This window comes from Prolixibacteraceae bacterium (genome assembly GCA_019720755.1).
In the GTDB taxonomy this organism is placed as follows: Bacteria; Bacteroidota; Bacteroidia; order Bacteroidales; family Prolixibacteraceae; genus Halosquirtibacter; species Halosquirtibacter laminarini.
On the sequence record CP081303.1, the window covers coordinates 2,109,217 to 2,134,263 of the forward strand.

The 25,047-nt window shown below is 36.8% G+C and carries 15 protein-coding genes; 10 read left to right on the forward strand and 5 right to left on the reverse strand.

The features are described 5' to 3' along the window. The first annotated feature begins 82 nt into the window (after positions 1-82). The 8 genes from K4L44_08455 to K4L44_08490 all read left to right on the forward strand — a co-directional run bounded on the left by K4L44_08455 (position 83) and on the right by K4L44_08490 (position 9,566). A complete protein-coding gene (locus K4L44_08455; GenBank protein QZE15847.1) occupies positions 83-2,740 on the forward strand; it encodes a TonB-dependent receptor in 2,658 nt (885 codons plus the stop codon). A gap of 5 nt (positions 2,741-2,745) precedes the next feature. After that, a complete protein-coding gene (locus K4L44_08460; protein ID QZE15848.1) occupies positions 2,746-3,921 on the forward strand; it encodes a DUF4876 domain-containing protein in 1,176 nt (391 codons plus the stop codon). Positions 3,922-3,994: 73 nt separating this feature from the next. Next, positions 3,995-5,497: a hypothetical protein gene (locus K4L44_08465; GenBank protein QZE15849.1), complete on the forward strand. Its 1,503-nt coding sequence runs from the start codon at positions 3,995-3,997 to the stop codon at positions 5,495-5,497. Positions 5,498-5,582: 85 nt separating this feature from the next. Continuing rightward, on the forward strand, positions 5,583-6,467 hold the full coding sequence (locus K4L44_08470; GenBank protein QZE15850.1) for an ABC transporter ATP-binding protein: 885 nt from the start codon (positions 5,583-5,585) through the stop codon (positions 6,465-6,467). Positions 6,468-6,470: 3 nt separating this feature from the next. Further along, on the forward strand, positions 6,471-7,142 hold the full coding sequence (locus tag K4L44_08475) for a hypothetical protein (GenBank protein QZE15851.1): 672 nt from the start codon (positions 6,471-6,473) through the stop codon (positions 7,140-7,142). Between the two features lie 23 nt (positions 7,143-7,165). Next, positions 7,166-8,389 carry a DUF4857 domain-containing protein gene (locus K4L44_08480; protein QZE15852.1) on the forward strand — a complete coding sequence of 408 codons (1,224 nt, stop codon included), beginning with the start codon at positions 7,166-7,168 and terminating at the stop codon, positions 8,387-8,389. 36 nt (positions 8,390-8,425) lie between these two features. Then, positions 8,426-9,007, forward strand: a complete 582-nt coding sequence (locus K4L44_08485; protein QZE15853.1) for a hypothetical protein — start codon at positions 8,426-8,428, stop codon at positions 9,005-9,007. Between the two features lie 16 nt (positions 9,008-9,023). After that, complete coding sequence (locus K4L44_08490) at positions 9,024-9,566, forward strand: PepSY-associated TM helix domain-containing protein (GenBank protein ID QZE15854.1); 543 nt, start codon at positions 9,024-9,026, stop codon at positions 9,564-9,566. Between the two features lie 802 nt (positions 9,567-10,368). Here K4L44_08490 and K4L44_08495 read toward each other — a convergent pair. Both K4L44_08495 and K4L44_08500 read right to left on the reverse strand, forming a co-directional pair. Then, positions 10,369-11,076 (reverse strand): LytTR family DNA-binding domain-containing protein, encoded by a 708-nt coding sequence (locus tag K4L44_08495; GenBank protein ID QZE15855.1) that lies wholly within the window; start codon positions 11,074-11,076, stop codon positions 10,369-10,371. A gap of 4 nt (positions 11,077-11,080) precedes the next feature. Beyond that, a complete protein-coding gene (locus K4L44_08500; GenBank protein ID QZE15856.1) occupies positions 11,081-12,073 on the reverse strand; it encodes a histidine kinase in 993 nt (330 codons plus the stop codon). A gap of 282 nt (positions 12,074-12,355) precedes the next feature. Here K4L44_08500 and K4L44_08505 point away from each other — a divergent pair, with 282 nt between their 5' ends. Next, positions 12,356-15,046: an outer membrane beta-barrel protein gene (locus K4L44_08505; protein QZE15857.1), complete on the forward strand. Its 2,691-nt coding sequence runs from the start codon at positions 12,356-12,358 to the stop codon at positions 15,044-15,046. Positions 15,047-15,182: 136 nt separating this feature from the next. Then, a complete protein-coding gene (locus tag K4L44_08510; GenBank protein QZE15858.1) occupies positions 15,183-15,560 on the forward strand; it encodes a hypothetical protein in 378 nt (125 codons plus the stop codon). Between the two features lie 512 nt (positions 15,561-16,072). Here the strand turns inward: K4L44_08510 and K4L44_08515 are convergent. The 3 genes from K4L44_08515 to K4L44_08525 form a co-directional block, all read right to left on the reverse strand. Then, entirely contained in the window at positions 16,073-17,350 is a 1,278-nt protein-coding gene (locus K4L44_08515) for an IS4 family transposase (protein ID QZE15859.1), read from the reverse strand. A 572-nt stretch (positions 17,351-17,922) separates the two neighbouring features. Further along, the gene (locus K4L44_08520; protein QZE15860.1) at positions 17,923-19,536 is read right to left on the reverse strand and encodes a fumarate hydratase; all 1,614 of its coding nucleotides are present in this window, start codon (positions 19,534-19,536) and stop codon (positions 17,923-17,925) included. Positions 19,537-20,056: 520 nt separating this feature from the next. Next, entirely contained in the window at positions 20,057-25,012 is a 4,956-nt protein-coding gene (locus K4L44_08525) for an HYR domain-containing protein (protein ID QZE15861.1), read from the reverse strand. Positions 25,013-25,047: the final 35 nt, after the last annotated feature.

Sequence of the window (25,047 nt, forward strand, 5' to 3'; positions counted from 1 at the left end):
ATTATTTCCGATGCCAAGTAACCAAATAAGATCATTTCTAATTATTGTTCTATTCATACCTACGCTTCTCTATGCCCAAAATATGAGAACAGGATGGGTAATGGATAGCAGAACAATCACTGCGATCTCTACGGCTACAATATTAATTGGAGACGATCATCTCTTGACAATAAGTGATCCAAAAGGAAAGTTCAACTTCAATGCAGATCTAAATCAGAAAAGACGACTTATCATTCGTTCTTTAGGCTATAAAACCATTGACACCATCATTGTTGTTCATAGAAACAATTACAAATTCTTCCTTAAACCATTAAGTTATCACCTTAAGGAAGTGCAAGTAAATGGTGTAGAAAAAGACAATGGGTCTGAAACGACTATTGGATCCATGGCCATAGAACATATCCAACCATCTAGTTTCAGTGATATACTTCAACTACTTCCAGGAGGAATTGCTCAAAAAGAAAATTTAAGTAGTGCCAATTTTATTAGTCTAAGAGAAGCTTCTTATAACTCGAACAGTTCACTAGGAACCGACTTTATTATCAATGGAAGTAGCATAACAAATGATGCAAGCTTTCTAGGGGAAGGAAATACCTTGTTAAAGTCGGCTTATAACAACAGTGGGATCGATATGCGTAACATCAGCACAGATGAAATCGAATCAGTCTCTGTGGTAAAAGGAGTTGCTTCAGTAGAAAATGGGGACATTACAGAAGGAGCAGTGATCATTAAAGAGAAAAGAGGGCTCTCGCCTTTAACAATACGACTTAAGACCAACACCAACTCAAAACTGGTTGCCATAGGGAAGGGATTACGTCTATCTGACCACTGGACGTGGAATATATCGGGAAACTACCTGCACAACTTAACAGATCCTAGATCTGATGCAAAAGCCTATACCCGACTGAATCAAAAGAACAAATGGAACTATATCCATCAGATTGGAAACAAGTTACATCGCTTTTATCTGGATCTAGATTATACGCAGTCAATCAATAATATAAAGCAAGATATCGAAGCTTTTGATGGCAAAGATTATTATGAAAAGAATCAGTATCAAAACATTTCACTAAATATTTCTGATAGTTATAATAATCCAGATGGGTGGATACAAGAATTTAGGTGGAGTTATAGTCTCAACTATACCAAGAACAAGATTCAGAAGAAAAATATGATAGTAAATGCTACTGGAGCAGTAACCACAGATTGGGCCAATGGAGAATCAGAAGGAGTATATCTCCCATCTAGATTCGATTCATACTATTTAATGGACGATCAACCTCTAACGATGAGAGCCAATATCGTTTTGAAACGACATGTATCAATCGGGGCACAACGTCATAAGGTAAGCATAGGAGCCTCATGGGTCAAGATGCAAAACAGGGGAAAAGGAGAACAATACGATTTAACACATCCTCCATTTACATCAATTAATACACAAACAGTCGTAAGATATCCTGTAGATCTTTCAGAAATAACGGGGAAACAATATATCGCAACCTATTTAAATGACCAATTCGACTGCAATTTATTCGGATTGCCATTCAAAAATGATATCGGGATTCGAGCAACTCATATGCTTGGATTAAATTCCTCTTACGACCTATCCAATCGCTGGATCCTTGAACCCAGATGGAATAGTACACTAACCCTATGGAGCGGATTGGTAAAAAAACAACCATTTAAATTTCAAATAAAAGGAGCATGGGGAATCATGAGTAAGATGCCAACGATGTCACAACTAAACCCAGCGCCTAACTACTATCAATATCAAACATTAGATTTCTATTCAACCAATCCCAAAGCAAGAAGAACGATGTTTTGGACAGAGGAGATTGATACAAACAACTATCACTTACATGAATCCACAAATCAGAAAGTCGAATTAGGAGTTCATCTTAGAATGGGTCAAAAAAGTTTCTCTTTAACTACATTTTATGAAAAGAACAACGACTCCTTTTCATCCTATAGTGATCCGAGAAATAGAACGGAGACAATCTATCTACCTGAGTCTATAAAAGACACGGAAAATATGACGTCAGCCCCTCCTATAGAACAATTTGAGACAAAAGAGATCTCTTCAAACTATGTAGTAACGCAACGAAATAACCTCGGCGAAAAGATAAAACAAGGAGTAGAGTGGGATCTTCAATTAGGCAAAATATCTTGGCTGCACTCTTCTATTGTATGGAATGGCGCATGGTTTAAAACAAAATACATCGATCATAATCCGACACTTGCTACTTGGGTCGACCAAAGCGATCCACACAGTAGTTTTATCTATTACGGATTTATTGAAGATGCAAATAATACAACGATAGAACAATGTAATAGCAACATCTATATAAACACCCATATACCATCTCTAGGAATGATTCTCTCTACCAACATTGGCACAGCCATTTATAGTTCTAGACAGGATACGGAATATAGTGGAATACCATCTAGCTACATTGATCCACGAGGAAATAGACACCCTTTCACAGATTCGGACAAGACAGAACCAAATGTAAAAGAGCTAGTCAAACATTTCAATGACTACTCTTTTGTGAAAAGAAAAACGCCATGGGCATCCCACATCAACCTAAAACTCACCAAAGAGATTGGACAAAACATGAAATGCTCTTTCTATGCGAACAATATAATCAATATCGAACCAAACTATAAATCCTATAATGGAACTGTGATCACAAGAGACAGTACCCCTTATTTTGGAGCAGAAATATCATATAAATTTTAATCATAATGAAACGTATATTATCACAACTTTGTTTGGCTACACTATTACTAGCAACCACTTTCTCATGTAAAAAAGAGGACGATGCACAAGTAACAAACGCAACAATTCAATTAGAAGCCCCTACTGAGCTTCCAGATACATCACTAGATCTTTTTGAGATCACCTTTACAAATCAGAATAGTGGGTCGAGTAGTACAGCCATCACGAATGCCACAGGATTGGCAAAAATAACTTTAGAAGAAGGACTATATAACATTTCGACAACCACAGAAAAAGAGGTTATTTCGGATCAAGGTGAGAAGTCAAAATTGAACTTTACTGCACGTCTTGAAAATGTTAAGGTTGTAGGTGCAACCCAAAATATTGAAATGCCATTAATACGATCAGCAAAAACATCAGCATGGGTATTTAAAGAGATATTTATCTCTTGTAGCCCATATCCAAACTCAAGGAAATTCTATATCTATGATCAATTCTTCGAAATTTATAACAATAGCGATGAATTACAGAATGCCAAAGGAATTGCATTTGGAGAGAGTAGACACGTTTCGACCTCGAGTACTTACGCATGGGGAGATGTAACCAAGCAAGTCGCACTTAGCAATGTGTACTCTATTCCAGAGGATGTAGATTATATGGTACAACCAGGGGAAAGTATCGTGATTGCAACAAAAGGGCTAGACCACAGAACAATAGATCCTAGTTTCCAAGATCTATCTCATGCAAATTTTGAGTGTTATGACGGAGGAAAATTCGATACAGATGTTCCTGAAGTTCCAAATTTAGTAGTAAACTTCACTACCACTCGCAGTTTCTGGATGGCAAGCATGCAACAAAATCGTTCTTATGTACTTTTCAAAGCAGACAATCTAAAAAAATACGTTACTGACAACATTGGACACAAACCTGGAAATGAAGACTATAAAGGAATGTTTGTAGACAATAAATTAGTTCTAGATGCAGTAGAACTAGCGAAAGAAGGGAAATTCAATTCTAAAGGATTAGATATCTCTCTAGATCTAACAAAAGCAATGATGATTGGAGAGACAAAAGGAAAATCTTTCCGTCGTAAGGTAAAAGAGGTGAAAGATGGCAGAACCATCTATCAAGACACAAACAACTCAGAGCAAGATTTTATCGTACAAGACAAACCGACTCCATTCGTTCAAGCAAAAAACTAGTATAACTTTTAATGTACTCCTCCTCTTTGGAGGGGTACTTAATTTAAGGCAATAGTACCAAATAGTGATCATCATGAATCTCGGAAAAGTTATTACATTATTATCCATTGTATTCGGGACGCTTATCGTAGTCTCCCCAAAGGTTGTGGCACAGAGACAGGACACAATCCTTATCGGAGCAGTTTATGAACATCCAATAGCCAAACCACAACACCCTCTTAGAAATAGAGGAGTGGTGAAGATGGACTACGTTCAACAAGATATTCCAACATCCTTGAGCTTTCAAAATGGAGAACAATTAAACCACTTTCGATTCAATACATCACAAATTATCTCAAACGAAGATTGGAGTTACTGGGGCGAAGCTCAATATCTTTATGAGACAAGAAAAGATAAGAAAGGCTCTCTTTGTACCACACCAAGTCGTTTGGGACCTTATCAGGTTACGGATACTATTGGCGGGGATCAATTTCTAGAACAATACAACTTAAAAGGCGGTATTTCTCTTCAACACAATTCGCTTATTTGGGGGGTAGAATCCTCATATATGCTATCTGAAGCATATACTAAGAATGATCCCCGAACCTTAAATAAAAACTCAGAACTCTCTGGTTCTGCTTCTCTTGGATGGAAGAATAAGTACTTTAATATTGGTGTTGCGGCAAAATACAATAGCTACAAACAAAAAATTAGTATTAAAAACTTTACGCCTTCACGAAGAGATAAGATATATGTAGTGCAAGGACTAGGAACCTTCAGTAACAACTATACTGTATACGATAGGAATTTCAGTACGTTGTACCGAGGAAATAGAATGGAAGGATCAATATTCATATACTCGAACCATAATAAAAGTTGGAGTATTGACTTGAAAGTCATCCGAGAAACAATCACCCAAGAGGATGGAAGTACGAGTAGAGAACCATTTACATTTCAGCCAACAACCTACCAATTAAATATTCAAGACAACTTTAGAATTGGGGCTATCCAATGGCAAAGTATGGTCAATCTAATATGGAATAGCGCTACTGGAAAGGAACGAATATATAAAAAAGAGGTTATTGATCCTCAAAACTATATATACGATTACCAACTCATTACGACCCTAAATAAATACAGTTCACAACATGCAGCCATCACATGGAATAATATTCTGTCCTTAGATAGGGGAAAGTCATCCTATTGGCTCAACTTAAATGCAAACCTTCAACAAAATGAGATGCATTATACAATGCCGGAAGACAAATTGAAACAGACCTTTATAGATCCATCTATCTCTTTTCGACATCGAATAAATATCTCGAATAAAATATCTTGGGAATACGGTTTTGGGGCAATGGCACATATTCTTTTGAATAAAGAATCTATCATATCCTCTACGCCACAAAGAGTCAAAGGATATATCGAAGGACTACAAAAAAGTCTTGAAACACCCTATCAACGCTACAACCTATTTACTGAGCTTGGCTATAAATTAAAAAACAAACAAGAACTGTTTGTTCGTTTGAATGGAGATCAATGGCAGGCAAACGAGAAAACTTATAGCACCCAGATTACCTTGGGCTATAAGTTATAAAAACAGAATGTATAAGATTAAACGCTAATCTTATATACAAAACACACAACAATGCATATTCAAAACAATAACCAAAATAGATAGAATGCAACCAATTATAGAATGTAATCATATCACCCACCACTATGGAGATAGATTGATATATAGAGACCTCAACTTTCATGTAGAGAAAGGGAAGATATTAGGCTTACTAGGAAAAAATGGTACAGGAAAGACAACCATTATTAATATTCTTACGGGATACCTGAAACCTACTTCTGGTAATTGTAAGATCTTTGGAGAATCAATGCAGAATATCTCCACCAAAAATATCGCTCGAATCGGTCTACTATTAGAAGGACACATCCAGCACGACTTTTTCAACATACATCAGATTGAGAAATACTACTCTAAATTCTTTCCAAACTGGAAAGCCGAAGCCTATTGGAACCTAATAGAACATTTAAAAGTTACGGCAAAACAGAAGATCAGCACCATGTCCTGTGGACAAAGATCACAAGTTGCTCTCGGTCTGCTGTTAGCCCAAGATCCAGAACTGCTTATTCTTGACGACTTCTCCATGGGATTGGATCCTGGTTATCGCCGTCTCTTTGTGGAGTTTCTAAAAGAGTATGCACAAAAAGAGGATAAAACCATCTTTCTGACCTCTCATATCATCCAAGATATGGAGCACTTGATCGACGACTGTATGATCATGGATTATGGCAAACTCCTATTACATAAGCCTACGGAGGAGATCATGCAGAAATTTCGACGATATGATCTTCCCAAAGAGATCGATAAAAATATTCTGAACAACGACTCATTCTATTCAACAGAACAAAAGAGTGACAAAATAGAAACATACAGTTTTCTTTCACCCAAAGAAGTGGAAGAGAAAGTAACGAAAGCAACAGGAGAACGAATTAAAATTGAGAGTTCCCTTTTATCTCTAGAAGATGCATTCATTGGTTTAACAGGAAAATATTAAAAAATGATTCGTTCTATACTATACAAAGAGGAGATTAAAACTCGTCGAATCGCTATCGCTACATTTATAGCAATGGCTCTACTTGCTACCTATATCCTTATCAATATTTTTCATACAATAAGATATCAAGGAGAGGTTACCCTTTGGGACATGATTGTTCACAAAGACTATAATATGATATCGGATTATAAGTATGTCCCCCTATTGGTTGGAATACTGTGGAGCCTTTTTCAAATGATCCCAGAACTCCAACGTAAACGATTAAAACTGACACTTCATCTTCCTATCAAAAGACAAAAAATGATTGCGGTAATGATTGGATATGGACTCACCATGCTTACCATGCTTTTTATCCTAACCATCGGTATTCCATTACTTATACTATCAAACTACTTCTCTTATGAGATTATATGGGCATGGAGTCTAGCCATACTTCCTTGGATTGGTGCAGGATATCTTGGATACTTAGCTTTCGCAGCCATATGTATTGAGCCAACATGGAGAAATAGAGTAGTTCTTTTTCTTCTATTTGCACTCTCAACACAACTATTTCTTTTCGACGCTTATAGCAAAGCCATGATCTATATGTATCCTATTCATCTTTTCATCTTATTGCTTTTCGGAATTTCGATATTCTATACAACAATACGATTCAAAGAGGGAAGACAAGGATAATAATCACACTATTATAATCAAATATGAATACATTTACACATATCATAAAAAGAACATGGGTAGTCGTTTTAACTCTCCTACTGCTTTGGGTCATCCCATCTACTCTCCAACGATTGCTAGAAGAGAAAGCATATTATCCATTTACATACTTTAGTTCTATCCGAAAAGAGTTTTGTACCACAGAAATCATTTCCAAAAATAATGTAGAAAGAAGAGACGAGTCAGGAAACACCTATACTACAGCCCAATTCGACTCTATCATGCCTCTTTTTTACTATAGACAGCTATTGTCAAAAGGAACCATGCCCGACTCTATTAATGGTTACCCAGTATCAATCCGATCTATTCGCACCAATGGATTCTTCTTAAGGGTAAACTCCTCAGCCATAGACAAACCAGAGATCCCTCTCTATCCATTGATGGAGGTCTATACTGGACGCATGAAGTTAGAGATGCCAGACGATCTTTTTAGAATCACCAATGGTTTAGAGTTTGTTGATCTAGCAACCAATAAAGTCAATCGAGAAAAGAGTGAGAAATTTGCTAAAGCACTAGATAAATATGGGATTCAATATCCTGTAAAACACTGTTATGGTAATCCAACCACTCGCAAATCTTATGATGAGGGCTATTTTATTCAAGATGCAAATAACCACCTTTTCCACCTAAAAATGGTGAATAGCAAACCTTTTGTAAGAGAGGTAAAATCTGTCGAAAACATCTCTATCAGATATTTCAAGATGTATGAAGTGGGCAATAGAAGTTTCTATGGTTTTCTCTTTGATGAAGAGAATAATGTATATCTACTTACAACAGATCACTATAAATTAAAAAAGCTACCATTTAAATATGATCAAACCCAAGAAGAGCTTTTAATCATGGCAAACCCTATCTATTGGACTGTTCAGATAACCAATAAGAAAGGTCGTTTTTATCACGCTGTTGATGCCCATTCCTTGAAAGTCGTACATCATATAGAACAAGCATATGAGTTAGACACGTGGGATAAGTTTGCTCCAATACTTTTCCCTTTCACACTCAAGTTTGAAAAATACAACTCCGAATATAAATACCCACGAATTACATTGGGTTCTGTATGGTGTATAATGATTGGAGCCATCCTTGCACTGATCACATTGATTATAGATATAAGAAAAAACAGACGCAAATTATGGCTAAAATATATTTGGATACTAACCACAGGGATTGCTGGATATATTTCACTATTTTTACTTAAAAGACTGTAATATAAGTTATAATAATTCTATTAACATTTACTATTTATGAGAACAAAGTTATTGCCACTATTGGGACTTGCCCTTATGTTATTTGCATGTAACAGCAACCAATCTAAAAAAAGTGCTGATTGTGACAACTGTCCTTCGGCAGAAAAAGTTGCAGAAAAAAAAGGGAGCTGTTGTGACCACCACAAAAGCGAAAAGGTATATACTCTAGAGACACTGATGAAAGACCCAGAAAGTCTAGTAAACAAGGAAATTAAACTCAAAGGAAATGTACTGCATACATGCAAACACTCAGGTCGTCGTTGCTTCCTAGCTAGCGATGATGAAAAAGTAAATATTCGTGTCGAAGCTGGAGGAAAAATCAAAGGCTTCAACCAAGAACTTGTAGGTTCAGAGATTCTTGTGACTGGCATTGTGAAAGAGCGTCGTTTGACAAAAGAGCATATCGAACAGATGGAACACGATCTAAAAGAGAAACAACAAAAAGAAGATGGTTCTGCCGAAACTTGTGCTGCAGAGAATAACAACATCACAAAAATGCGTCAATGGATGAAAGCGCATAACAAAGATTACTATGCAATATATTTCATCCAAGGAGTAGATTACGAAGCGGTACAATAGTTTAACCGATTTAATCATGAAAATCAACATCAAATATTGGATGCGTACCATTCATAGAGATGTTGGATTCTTAATGGTCGGCATCACCATCGTATATGCCTTCTCTGGAATCCTTCTGAATCATATGAATGGTAAAAACCCATCCTATGAAACACTTGAAGCACAACTAACATTGGATAAGGGTCTCTCCTCTTCACAACTTAATGCACAATGGAAAAGCAATGAAACCCTCCCTCCATTAAGAAAAAGTGTGGTGATTGATTCTGTCCTTATACGACTATATCTCGAAGGAGGTATTGGTGCATACAATTGTAAAACAGGAGAACTAGACTATCAAATTAGTAGAAAACGACCAGTCATCTATTGGATGAACAACCTTCATTATAATAGAATAAAAGGATGGTCATGGACTGCAGATATTTTTGCAATATCTCTTATTTTCTTAGCCATTTCAGGAATCTTGATGGTTCCTGGCAAAAAAGGGATCAAAGGAAGAGGCAAGTGGTATCTTATCGCTGGTATTTTAATTCCTCTACTCTATGTCTTACTAAACAAGTAAACATCTAAATACAGAAGGCTGTCAAATAAAATTGACAGCCTCTTTGATTATTCGCCCTATATACGAATAATCCATGCATCAACGCCTAGAAAAAAAGTAAGCTCCTGCTTTAACTTGTTGCAACATCACCGTAGAGACAACGGCATTGCCTTGTCTCATATCACGCAATACTACGATATAAAATATGGAAATATCTTGGTTGCAACATCATGGCAAACACATCGGTTTGCCCTCCTTACTACAATTTAATCGCTTAAAAATGATGTATCAATAATTGATGCTGCAACACCTGGGAGATAGGAAGCTCCTGCTTCCGTTGTTTGTGACAATACAATTAATTTGATTGATTCAAAGAATATTGCACGAAGTTTCGTGCAATCTCGAAGCGGGAGCTTCGAGGCTCCCAGGTGTTGTCACTACAAATCAACACAACACAATTTGTCGCGATAAATCACCAACAAACAACATGGTAGATATAACATGAGCAAACACATCGGTTTGCAGCAACCACACAACAAATCATTACATCAATAATCGATGCTGCAACTCCTGGGAATTAGGAATCTCCCGCTTCCGTTGATTATGTCAATATGATGGAAATAATTGCATCATAAAGTATTGCACGAAGTTTCGTGCAATCTCGAAGCAGGAGCTTCGAGGCTCCCAGATGTTGTCACAACAAGTCAACACACCACAAATTGTCGCGATAAATCACCAACCAACAACATGGCAAGCACTTGGATATCATGGTTGACACAACATGGCAAACACATGGATTTGCAACTATAGAAATGATAATAGGTTACTCAACCCATTTCTTCAAATCTTCTTTGTAAGCTCTTCCTATTGGTATTTTCATATCGAATATTTCAATAGTGTTACCATAAAAAGAATGAACGTATTTTAGATTGACAAGAAACGATTTGTGGATTCTCAAAAAATCAAATGAGGAAAACTGTTCCTCTACATTCTTTAGGCGTTCGTTTTTGATATATTTTTTCCCGTCTTCAGAATAGAACGTAACATACTCTTTCGAGCCTTCTACGTGCGTTATCTCGTCAATCATTACTTTAACCGACTTATAACCTGACTTTAAAAAGATATAATCTTTCTTTCGCATATTGTCTTCAGTAGGACTTTTAAATGAAATCTCTGACAAAGAGCTTAATTTAAGAACAGCTTGGGCAAATCTTTCGAAACGAACAGGTTTAAGTAAGTAGTCAGTAACATTCAGATTAAAACCATCTAAAGCATACTCTGAGTAGGCAGTAATTAATATAATGTGTGGCTTCCTGTCAAGTGTCCTGATAAAATCCAAACCAGTTAAACCAGGCATCTGAATATCCAAAAAAAGCACATCAACCTCACCCCGTTGAATTAGTTCATAAGCCTCCTGTGCACTATTAAAAGAAGCAACCAGCTTCAATTGGGGCATTTGATTTACATAATTGCATATATAATCTGTCGCGATAGGTTCGTCATCAATAACAACACATCTCAGTTTGCTCATAATATTAAAGTTTTAAGGGCAGTTTTAAAAACATAAAATATTTATCGCCTTCAAGCTCGGTTTCAAGTTGATAAGAATTTGTATAAATCAAATCCAGTCTCTTTTTTGCATTTTGCGAACCAATGCCACCAGCCATTTTTTTGGTTTTCGTATCGTAGGTGTTTGAACAAGAAAAGTTCAATACACTAGATTCTTCCCAAATATTAATCTCAATACTACCATCGCTATTATGAGTGATATCGCTATGTTTAAAGCAGTTTTCGATAAATGAAAGTAATATCAAAGGAGTAATCTTATAGGGAGTGCTGACAATCTCATTATTGAATGATACTTTATCTTTATTCGTTAACCTTAAGCTTTCCAATTCAATATAGTTTTCAATAAAACGAAGTTCTTTAGATAACGGGACAAATTCAGCTTTCGTTTCATAAATAATATACCGCATAGCTTCTGATAACTTTAAAACAACTTCTGGAGCTTTGTCGTCTTTTTGGTAGGTTAATCCATAGATATTATTCAGGGTATTAAAGAAAAAATGAGGATTAATTTGCACTTTTAGAAATTCGAGTTCTTGTTGGGTTTTTTCGAGCATGATGGTTTTTTTTTGTTGCTCAATCAATTGGTTTTTGACAATGGTACTGTATAAAAGAGCAAATAACATGATTAACCCAACCCTAACAAACCCCACTTGCCTTATACCGCTTGAAGATTCAATAAACAATTCTGTATCGAATTTAATGAATAAGAGACGGAGCAAAACTGTTCCACCTAAAAAAACACCAATTAACGAAAGATAAAAGGGCAAATGTTTTTTTGCTTCAAAATATTTAAGCTCCACAAAAACAGTACTGTAAAAAATCAAGGCAAAAATTGAATAGAGTAATATTGAGAAGGTGAACGTATTCCAAAAGGAATTATTAAAGTTCCCTGCCAATAAACGTAGGACCACCAAACCCATCCATATTCCAATGTGTATAAGATATTTATTCAATTTCATTTTTATGGTAAAGAAAGGTTCTACTTACGGGATACATCCTTTGATTAAACAAACAGCAACATTTATTCAACAAACGACATCTTACTTATAAAGATATAAAAAAAAAGCTTACCATATATTATTTAATGAACCTCACTTCTTAATAGTCATCCAGAAATCGTATCCCCTAAAGAAAGGGGGGTATGTCGTTGGTAATAATTATTATGTCGTTGGTTTAAATCGAACCTATCTCAATAACAACAGCCCATACATTTGTCAAACAAACAAGAAAAAACGACAAAGATGAAAAGGGTTGTTAGCATGATTTTCGCAATGGTTTGCTGTATAGTTTTAAATGCACAAATATCCAATAAATTAATAACGATTAGTGGTAAAATTATTGACCGTTCAACGAAGGAACCTTTAGCTGGGGCTTCCATTGTTACCGATAATGGCGAAGTAACCATATCGGATACTAAAGGAGATTTCTACCTTTTAGTGAATAATCAAACAGATACATGTAACCTGAACATCTTCTTTATGGGATATGAACGTAAGAAGGTGTTGTTTCGAATGAATGGGACAAATATCGAAAGTGCAACAATATATATGAATAGGGAGGAAATTGCCATTGGAGAAGTAGAAGTGAAAGCAAATATCCCCATTGCTACACAGAATGGAGATACCCTTATATTTAGTGCATCCTCAGTCAAAGTACATGATAATGCCAAAGGAATAAACCTGATTAAAAAACTTCCTGGTTTTACTTATAAAAATGATAAAATAGAAACCCAAGGCGAACAGGTTAAAAAAATATATGTGGATGGTAAACCATTTTTCGAAAACGACCCTAAGTTGGCTTTAAACGTGTTGCCTGCCGAAATAATTCAAAACATACAGCTGTTCGACGATTATGGGGATGTGGCTTCGTTTACCGGTTATGCAAATGGCAACAGCGTAAAAGCTATAAATATTATAACAAAACCGGGGAAGAGAAAAAAATGGATCGGATTGTTTGATGGTGGATATGGAACAGATGGCCGTTACATGCTCGAAAACACATTGATGAGCGCAAACAAAAAACATGATTTAACCTTGATGTGTGATAATAATAATATCAATTCTAGTCGCATGGACCTGTCAGAGTTTAAGTCTTTTGAGGCAAAAGTTTCTTCTCAACTTGGAATTTTAGGTGATGAACAATCCTCTTTGGCAGGAGAACAAGAAAACAAGAACCGAGCTGTCAACTATAATCTTAACTTAAGCGACAAAAGCATGCTTTCATTAAACTACACCTCCGGTAGGCGAAATAATGAACTATACCAAAGCAACCTACAAAACTACCAGGATGTATTGTTTTACGATATTATGGACTCCATTAAATCAACTACAGAAATTCATAAGCTTAACCTTAAATATACCCTTGAAGGGAAAAATGACAAATTGATATTGAGTGAAGACATATTTGTGATGGATGGAAATGTGAACAGCAACTCCTTAATAAGCGAATATACCAACGACCTGTCCTTATCAAACACTTTAGCACTGGTTAATGCAACCCAAGATGGTTTAAACACTTCAACCAATGCTATTTGGTTACACAAGTTTAACGATACAGGTCGTTCTTTAACAACCATAGCCAACATAAAATTAAGCAGCAACGAAACAGAACAATACATTAATTCATCTAACAAAGTAAATACAAAACTAAAAACGAATACCGACCGCTATGAGGAATTGGATAAAAATGAGAATAAAGCCTTGTTAAGGATTTCATATAAAGAACCCTTGTCAATACAAGGGAATCTGAATATTGTTGCAAGCAGCACATATGGTTGGTCAAACAGCAATACCGATGTGTTTTTAAATAACGCGGGAGATTATTCGCATAAAAACGACTTGTTATCTAATAACTCCAAGGTAAATTATTTAACAAATAAGACTGAAGTAGGATATAGTTCATTTGGTCTGAAGCTTATGCTTAATGCCGGTCTTTCGTTTGAAAAAACAACATTAAACAAGGAAAAATTATTCACAAGTAAACCAAGTGTTCAAGAAGACAAGTATAACATCTTCCCGATGATTTTCGGTAAATACTTTATCACGTCAAAAAAGAGTTTAACCTTTTTCGTAAGAGGAAAATCAACCATTCCTTCCATTTCTCAACTTCAGCCAACAGTTGATATATCCAATCCGCAGAACGTTGTTATAGGTAATCCTGATTTGGAGGTTGGTACCCAGTATATGGGAGTGCTAAGATATACGCAAACCCTTAGTTCGAAGGCAATATATCTATCAGCATATGCTTCTGCCAAATATACGAATGGCTATATTAGCGTAGAAAATTATTTTACTGAAGACGACCAAATCATATACGGAACTGAATTAGCAGCAGGAACAAATGTATTAAAACCGGTCAACCTTGATGGTTATTTCAACGGAGTGGCAGGATTTGATTATGCCATACCTATCAGCTTGATCCGCTCAAATTTCACGACGGGAATAAAATACGCCTACAGTAATATTCCAACGATTTTTCAAGGTATTAAGTTAGATTCTAAACAACATTCCACCACATTAAATCTGTCGCTTGCTAGTAATATATCAAATAAAATAGACTTCTTAGTTACCAATAGTACTTCTTATAATCACACTTTAAACAGCGAAAACAGCAATAGTACAAAGTTTATCAAAAACGAATTAAATGTAGAAGCAAATTTTAGCTTTCTAAACAGTTGGGATGCAGGTTTTGAGGTGAAGAGCACCTCCTATGATTATTTTGGTGAGCAAAACAAGGAGAACTATTCGTTGGTGAATTTGTCTGTTGGTAAAGATTTCCTGAAGAACAAGCGTGCCCACATCAAACTAAGCGTATACGACCTTTTTAACCAGAGCCAAAGTATAAGTTATAATATCCACGAAACATATACGGAACAGATAAATGCAAATAGCCTACCACAATATATAATGTTGACTTTAGGGGTAAAGTTATAAAAAGTAGGATGAGTAATATAGACTGTCGTTCGTAATATTAAATCTGTCGTTTGTTTAGCTCACACCTCTTAGGTAACGACAACCCTATACTTTAGAATCATCAATAAAAAAAACACTAATATATAATTTAAAGAATATGAAAAAGCTAGTATTTATTATCGCATTGATGTTCACATCAGTTTTAACGATTCAAGCCCAAATAACATCACAAGATTTGGGTACTGCCAAAGAAAGAGCCGAAAAGCAAACTGATTTGATGAAAGAAAAATTGGAATTAACCAAAGAACAGGAAGGTAAAGTATACCAAATTAACTTAGAAACAGCGGAAAAGCTTGACAAGGTAATGCAGTTATCTAGTCGAATGGAAAAAATAAATGCTTTTCGTGTTGCTCAACTAGAAAAAAATGAAGCCTTAGAAGAGATCTTGACTAAAGAACAATACAAAAAATATAAAGACCTACAGGACGAGATGAGAAAGAAGGCTAAAGAAAATTGGAAAACAAAAAAAGGATAAAAGGTCGATTTACTTCAAAGTGCCAACTACTACAATAAGCCATGTATTTGGCACTTCTTTTTTACAAAATAATTAGTTGCAACATCATGGCAAACACATGAGTTTGCTCTCCATACGTCAATATTATCCCAGCAGAACCATGCAAATTCAGCGTGGTAGCTGCAAACCCATGTGTTTGCCCTCCATGCGAAAATTGCAACGCTTAATATACCAATTTCAACACAAGTAATATTACCCAACACTATATCTACATATCTTAAAGCAACATGGTTGACACATCATGGCAAACACATGGGTTTGCAGCTACCATACAACAATTTGTCACCACAATTCGCCACGACAATAAATGATGTATCAATAATCGATGCTCCAACACTTGGAAAATAGGAAGCTCCTGCTTCCATTGGGTGTTATAATACACTTAATTAGATTGATTCAAACAATATTTCACGAAGTTTCGTGCAATCTCGAAGCAGGAGCTTCGAGGCCAATGTCATTAAGTTAAGCTTTAATTATATTGCATCTCTTTGATTCGTAAGTGTTTTTGGACGTTTTCTGTTATCAAATTTTCTAGTGTCTCGCTCATTTTTTCTATTCGGTCGTATAGGAATTGTGTGTTTTTTTAATAGTTCTTTAATCTGAAATATCGTTTTGGACATTTCTTGTTCTGTAAAGAATATCTCAATGATTCTATTCTTCAAGATTCCATAGGATACATTATTGTTTACTTTGTAATTGTATTTTTTAGTCCCTTTCTGTTCTTTTAATTCATCATTAATCTCTTCGATTAATAAGGTTTGGATATTGCTAACAAAAATGGTGGAATAAAAATCTTGTAATATCACTTGTTCTGAGTTCCCTGAAAAGTTTCCAACCTTCAGTTTATTCTTCAATTCATTATAAAAAATCTCCACATTCCATCTCTTGAAATACAGGTCTTTAAATATGTTATTTCTATACTCATCTTTATCAAGAAGAGAACTTATAAGAATTTCAACAGTGCCATTTGGCAACACAACTTTATTCATGCGTACAATGATAGTTTCATCACCAGTGTAACCTTTTTCTTTTAAACATGTTATACTTGGAGATAATTCAATCAACTTTGTTTTATCCGTACTATTCAAAAACTCTTTTGTTTCTTTATTAAAGTTCGTTTGAACTCGAAAAAGAAAGTCAATATCCCTTTTCTTATGTTGATACATCATATCAAAAGAAGGATAGCCTCTGTCATATAAAATAAGATCACCAGGAGTTGCATGCTTTATATGATCAATCGCTAAATCTCGTTCTGTTCTAGAAAGTGGCTGAAGTGTTGAATCAATAACAAATCCATTTAATACATCATATAATAAAGAAACTCTTCCCTGAATAATAGGTTCTTTTGTATGTGGTTGATTAGATCCAAAGACTTCCATTAACTCTTTGGTATTGGGTAGAGTTAGAAGCGATCCATCTACTGCAAGGACTCTAAACTTATGCCATTTCTTATAAGTATTATCAGTATAAAATTCATCAGTAAGTTTCTTTGATAAAACATCAAACACCTTGTAATCAATCTTTTTTCTGCTTTGAACAAATGCACTCTTGGTAAAATGATCATCTGTTTTAAGTTTTTTGTCTTTGTTAAATACACCAATGATATTATCAATTTCAATAGATAGTGTCTTGGTAATTCTATTCATTAAAAAGAGAAGTATTTTCGGGAATTTTAATTTTCTATTTCTTGTAAAATCTTTGTCGTTCATTCTATATTGATTCTGTAATTCATTCGAATATATATATTGCATTATCTTTTTCAATATGAACTCAGGTGTTTTTTTTACCATGCCTATGTTGTTGATTATGAATACAATATACGAAATATTTATCATAATAACAAGCCAAGTCATTGATAATCAACACATTACTTAACTTAATGACATTGGCTTCGAGGCTCCCAGGTGTTGTCACTACAAATCAACACACCACAATTTGTCGCGATAAATCACCAACCAACAACATGGTTGACATATCATGGCAAACACATGGGTTTGCAGCTACGACACAACAAATTATCACCACAATTTGAGTCAGAAACTTTCACGACAACCACACGTAGGTGCACTCCCTTGGGCATGCCCTACAACCTGTCATAACAATTCGCCACGACAATAATTGATGTTACAACTCCTGGGAGAAAGGAAGCTCCTGCTTCCGTTGGTTATGTCAATATGATGGAAACAAATCTATGCCACAAGAATAACATCTCCAAAAACATAGAGGGTTCGATATAGCAAACATCCCGACTCCATATCAACAAAAAAAAATAGGGTGTCCATCATGATGGACACCCTATTTTTAATATTATCGTGAAATAGATCTAACGATCTTTATATTCAGCAAAGAAGTCGTTTCCTTTGTCGTCTACAATGATAAACGCAGGGAAATTTTCGATGCGAATCTTACGAACTGCTTCCATACCCAACTCTGGGAAGTCGATAACCTCTACAGACTTGATACTTGTCTTCGCAAGGATCGCTGCTGGTCCACCGATAGAACCTAGGTAGAATCCACCATGTTTCTTACAAGAGTCTGTTACTTGCTGTGAACGGTTTCCTTTTGCAACCATTACCATCGCCCCTTTGTTGGTTTGGAATTGGTCAGTATAAGGGTCCATACGTCCAGCAGTAGTAGGTCCGAAACTACCTGAAGCCATTCCTTGAGGAGTTTTAGCAGGACCTGCATAGTATACAGGGTGCTTCAACATATACTCTGGCATTGGTTTTCCACTATCCAAGATCTCTTTAATCTTCGCATGAGCGATATCACGTGCAACCACCAATGTACCACTAAGGTTCAATCGTGTTTTCACAGGATATTTAGACAACTCAGCACAAACCTCTTCCATAGGACGATCCAAATCGATATCAATTGCTTTCACCAATTCAGGAGCATTCTCTGGAATAAATTGTGATGGGTTTTTCTCTAACTGCTCAAGGAAAATTCCCTCTTCTGTAATTTTTCCTTTTACGTTACGGTCCGCACTACAGCTTACTCCAATACCTACAGGACAAGAAGCAGCGTGACGAGGAAGACGGATTACACGAACATCATGAGTGAAATATTTTCCACCAAACTGTGCACCTACTCCATACTCTTCACACATCTTTTGTACTCTCTTTTCCCACTCTAGGTCACGGAAAGCACGTCCACTCTCATTTCCTTCTGTTGGAAGATGGTCTAGGTATCCAGCAGATGCTTTTTTCACAGTAGCCAAGTTTACCTCTGCCGAAGTACCACCAATTACCAACGCCAAGTGATAAGGAGGACAAGCCGAAGTACCAAGATCTTTGATCTTCGCCTTTACAAATTTAGTTAATGCATCTTCTGTCAAAAGCGCTTTGGTCTCTTGATAAAGATATGTTTTGTTTGCAGATCCTCCTCCTTTAGTTAGGAATAGGAACTCATATTTATTTCCTGGATTTGTATAAAGATCGATCTGTGCAGGAAGGTTGATTCCTGAATTTTTCTCATCGAACATAGAGAAAGGAACCACTTGTGAGTAACGTAGATTACGATCTTGGTAAGTATTGAAAATACCACGAGAAAGAGCCTCTCCATCATCGATACCAGTATATACATCTTCTCCTTTTTTTCCAACAACAATCGCAGTACCAGTATCTTGACATGTAGGAAGTTCTCCTTCTGCTGCCACTACTGAGTTCAAAAGCATGGTGTGTGCCACAAAGCGATCGTTATCTGTTGCTTCAGGATCTTGAAGAATTTTAGCCACAGACTGCAAGTGTGCTTTTCTTAGATAGAAAGAGACATCAGCCATTGCCTCTTGTGCAAGTAGCTCTAGTCCTTTAGGATCTACTTTTAAAATCTTACGTCCGTCAAACTCAACAACTTTTATATAGTCCTTAGTTAGTAGACGATACTCTGTAGTATCTTTTCCAAGTTGAAAAGGCTTTTCATAAATAAATTCAGCCATGACTTATCTCTATTTTATTATTACTATAAACAAAATCATATAAAATAGGAGTCGCTTCAATCAGATCCCCCTACCTTAATACTGTTAACAAAGATAAGGCTTCATTTATATTACACCACGAACCACCCCTCCTTTTTACCCCTTTTGAGAGGTCAAAAGGTTAATTTAAAAAAAGTCTAAAAACCAATAAAGTGACACACATGGGTCTATTATACTGAACACCACAATAATTATCCTTCTCTATCAAAGTAAAATCATACAATGCAAATCTTTATATTTACCTTTTCTGAATCGGTTTTCCACCTAGGTTCGAATACCCTTCAGTTACCCTTCAGTTACCCTTTGGTTACTCTAAGGGTAACTAAAGGGTAACCAAAGTCTAAACTAGATGTAACGCAAAAACGAAATAGATAGGCAAAAAAAAGGAGAGATGGGCAAAAGGTTATGCCTTCTCTCCTTCTTTTCATTAAGATACTATTTTAATCGATCCCGCCTTAGAGAGAGACAACACTTGATGATTCTATCTTCGTACAATCGTCAAGCTAGATGGTTTCCCTTTCACTTCGATAGATAATGGAAGAGATCCTGATTCTGTACCACTCGAATCCGTAACTTTTACGATGAGTTGATGTGACCCTTTAGGGAGATTGGTCCAAATTCCACGATAAATTCCGTCAGATCCTTTCAGGAAGGTCATTGATGGAAACAACACACCATCTAAATAGAGTCTAATAGTAGATTCTCCGACTCCTCCAGTAATATTCACGCCCAATTCACAACTCTCTCCTTCACATAATTTAGAAGAGCGGTCTGCCATAGTGAGAGTTGGAATAAGTTCTACCACAGTGATCGTAAAATGAGTTTCGAACCCTCTATTCCCTGAGGCATCGGTCTTCTCAAAGCGAATTAGGTGATCCCCTATACCAAAACGACTTCCACTAGGGGCTCCTTCTACACGAACTGCAACAGTCGTTCCACTACAGTTATCATGATACATTGGAATACTATAGTAAACCTCCTTAGAAGAGCTCCCTCTGGAGATACTATATATCACATCATCTGGGGCATCTCCTACAAGTGTTGGAGTAATCGAATCCAATACATTGATTGTGGTACTACAACGACTAGTTGCTCCATTTGTATCTGTAACCACTAGAGTAAGTGGGATATCATTACCGACATGATCACAAGTTAACTCGAGACTATTAAAGTTTCCTAAAACACTAGATTCTATCAGAAAGCTAAGATCATCTCCATCGGCATCCGAAGATCCGCCATCCAACATTTTTGCTTCTAATACGGGATTTATAGTCTTGGAAATATAGAAATCGGGAATAGTCCCACAGACAGCCACAGGCAGCCTATTGGTTCGACTGATATCGATGGTAACATGACCAATATTAGAAGTTTTAGAGTCGACTCCATCAAAACTAGTATCCTTGATTCGATATCCTACCACCACCTCTTCCTCCACACCATATACAGGAGTTACCTTCAACAACCCATCTTCAAAAATTACATTTGCTAATCCACTCTTTGAAACAATTGCAAAACTCTTTGCATCAATAGTAAATGCGCCATCTCCATCCAGATCATTCGATAACGGATTGATAGAGACCGGTGTTTTATCATTGGTACTGATCACATCATCCACCACTTGGGGAGCAAAGTCATTATAATAACTCACACCGATCTGACATTTGGCAATCGAAACCTGACCAGGCTGCTTTTGATCGGTGATGCGATAGGTAAAATAGTCTTTCGATATGGAAGGCACAAAAGTGTCCGAAGAGAAAAACTGTGCATCTGGCTCATATTCAAAGGTACCATTCGCATTTAATTTCAAAGTACCATGATGAACATCCTTTACCAAAGAGACAGTAACCCCATCCCCTTTGCCTACATCGTTAGACAAAACATTACGAGTCAGCTTGTGATAGCTAGGAGAAGTTCGTTCTAAAACAGAATATAAGTCATCGTTGGCAATAGGAATATCGTCCACCTCATTCACCACGACTGTTACCGTAGCATCCGCACTTACATCTCCATCGAAGTCTATAAAATGGTAGGTCAAAGTATGGGTTCCAGAATAGTTCTCGGAAGGGTAATACTGAAAAGAGCCTGTTTTATCATCGAAAACAATCTCCGAGTTCGGGAAGTCACTACGAACAATCGTGTACCCTTGGATTGGTGTATCTCCCATGAAATCGTTGTCGGCAAAGGAACAGGTTAGACTCGCTCCTTCCTCTATCGTGTAACGATCATCTCGAGCAATCGGAGTAGAATCATCATCTTCGATCACTACGGTAAAATCAGCATTAGGGAGTTCAATCAAACTACTCGACGAGGTAACGGTGATCTGAAGAGATTCCTCACCCTCCTCCTCCGTGTCCTGCAATGTTGGAAGGACAAAAGAGATAGAGGTGCTTCCATCTGGAATATTCAATGTCGTTGTAGAACGGGTATAATCCACCCCATTGGTTGCAGAGATATCAGAATAGTGTAGTTCTAATGACACCTGCTCACCTACGGCAGAGGTTAGATTGAAAGGAATCGTGACAGTTGCTCCCTCCTGAATTCGAACCTCAGAAGCAAATGTAAGTTGTGGTTTGGCATCCGTGTCAATAATATAGAGAGGGACATTCATCGTCTCTGGATCAGCCAACTCATTGCCTCTAAAAGACAAATAAAACTGCTCCTGTAGCTCTTTTACACCATCAGTAACAGTAGATATTTCAACGGCCCCACTCGTATCTCCAATCGGGATAGAGAAAGCAGTGGTTCGTACTTTTATAAAGTCGATACCAGAAGTAGCAAAAGCCGAAGAGGTCAAAGTCTTGGTCGCATACCTCCCACTATAGATAGAGTCAATAGGAGTATCTAACTCATAAACCACTCGCAACGTTTCTCCTTCTCTGGCAGTCAGCACACTATTTGATGCAATAGAGAAATTAGGTTTCAGTTCATCATCATGAATAGAGACACGTTTCTCTGGCTCTGTCGGTAACACGGACTCATGAGCGTTGAATAGTAGAATACCAAAATCTTCTAGCGACTCCACATCATAGAACGCATCATTCAACACTTTGAAATGGATCTCTTTCTCTTGTTCCTCTGGTGCAAAGTTTAACGTCCCGTTTACACCTTGATAATCAAGTCCATTTTTAGCGAGCTTATCCATAAAACGATAATCCACAGAGATAGCGTACCCACTCTTCTCAGAGAGTCGAACCTTAAGAGAGATATCTTGGCCTTCCGACCCATTCTCTTCAATACCGTCACTCCATCGACTATCCGTAAAGTTCATCGTAAAAGATGGTTTATCTAGATCGTTGTCTTTAATGGTCACGTCGCACGTACCAATATTAATTTTGGACATAGTACAACGCGTAATACGAATTGAAAAGGTCTCGTCTGGTTCACGCATAACATCATCAATCAGGTCAAAAGAGACTATCTGTGAAGTTTCGTTGGCAGGGAAAGTTAAACCTGTTAACGAACCAATCACTTGAAAATCCTTAGACTTTTGGGCAGCCCCGACCCCAGAGGTAGTAATCAGCTCTAAATCAAAAGAGACATTGACAGGAATAGATTCGGACAAGGAAACCACCACATCCAACGACTCACCTTCTACGGCACTCTTCGTCTGTTCAATACTGATACATGGAGATAAGAATATCGGATCAGAAGGATAAGTTTTAGTTACTCTTCCATCACAATCTAGTATTGCCTCTACAGCATAAAATCCACTCCCTGTCGTGGTATAGCTCGAAGAGGTGGCACCAGGTATTACAGACTCATTTTTATACCATCGATAACTCCAGCTCTTCTGATCATTGGCAACCATCATACGTGTGTTGGTTGCACAAGCCTCAACCGCTCCATCCACAGCCAACTCTGGGACTGTCAATGGACGAGTACCAAAGCCAGAATAATAACCTGCCGAACCAACATTATCACTCTCTCCATAGAGTGCCACATTAATAGGATCATTCATTATATTCTCCACCACATAATCCCCATCTGATGGAACGTTATAGGTGAAAGTTACCCAGTTATTAATTCCGCCAATATCGTAATAAGTTACCCCTGATCGTGAGCCGTTAATTCTAATATTTGGACTTCTTGTAGAGCCCTTAATTACGGTGTTAAGCCTTCTTTCTCCATCTCCTCTTACTGATTTTGCTTTAGGAATAGTCACTTTATAATCCGATGTACACTTCAATGGAGGAATAAAACTCATTCCTGTCGTTTGGGTCTTGGTAGAGGCTCCAGTGATCGTCTGATATACATAGGTTGGATGACTTGTAGTAAAATAGACAGAAGAGGATAGGTCATTAAGTATGGTATAATTAGTCAATTTCCATCTTCTATTAACTTTCACCCATTTTTTTGCATGGTATCTGTATTTATTAAAAATTGTATAATCAAAATGATAATAATCTCCCTTATTAGCAAGGGTACGAGTAACACTTTTACGCCCTAAGTTATCGTAGAATGTAATCGTTGTATTCGGCTCGGTAGCCACCACTATCACACTCTCTCCATTTTTTGTGTTGTTGGAGGCAATACCTTGTCCCTTCACCACGACATATTGATCTCCGACCACACGAACGGGAACAATTTGATCAAAGCCAATATCCCTACTTCGACCATTTAGTGGACTTGCAGCCCAAGATCCAGTATTCACAACAATAGGCTTCGTAGAGTTAATCTCAGTTCCTGTAGGTGCATCAAAGAGAGAGCCATAACTTGCCTCATATTCCCTATTATTATATCCTAAGGTTACAGTTTCCCCCTTGTTTAAACGACAAGTATATTGATAGTTAGGATATCTCCCAGAACGAATCCAATCTCTCTGGCTATTTTGACTTTTTTCCTCTTCAAACCAATCGAATCCAGGCTTAGAAACTGTCACATTGGTATTATTGGCAGTAGCAATAATAGAGATGAAATGTGAATTATATGCGTCATACTCTCGTGATTTCACACTCTTCATAAAACCAGCAAAAAATTGTGTTCCTGTTGCGACAGCTCCCTTAGAGGTTAAACTACCACCTTGGGCTCCAGTTGTAATCCGAGCATTGACAAAAAAGTCACTCTCTGCGGTTAGCACAACTCCTTTATTCGAAAGGACTTTCCCTCGATTTCCAGGCTTTACAAACAGAGGATATTCTCCTGTTCCATACACAAAGTCTTTGATATAGGTATCAAATTTATACAAGCCAGAAGTACTACTAGAGAGTCCTACCACCGTATCAATAGGAGTTCCATCACCCCGTTTTATCAATACATCGAAAGGAGTAGGATTGTTGGTGGAGAGATATAAAGTAAAATAACCTTCCACATCTCGTTTGTATTTGGTTACGTTTCCATAAAATGGAGGTATATAATGAACTTTAGAGAGCTGGCATAGCCCTAAAAAAGTATTAAACAAAAAAAACAAAACAAAGGAAATCTTAATCGATCTTCTCATACAATAAAATAATTAGACAACTTTTAAACCAATAA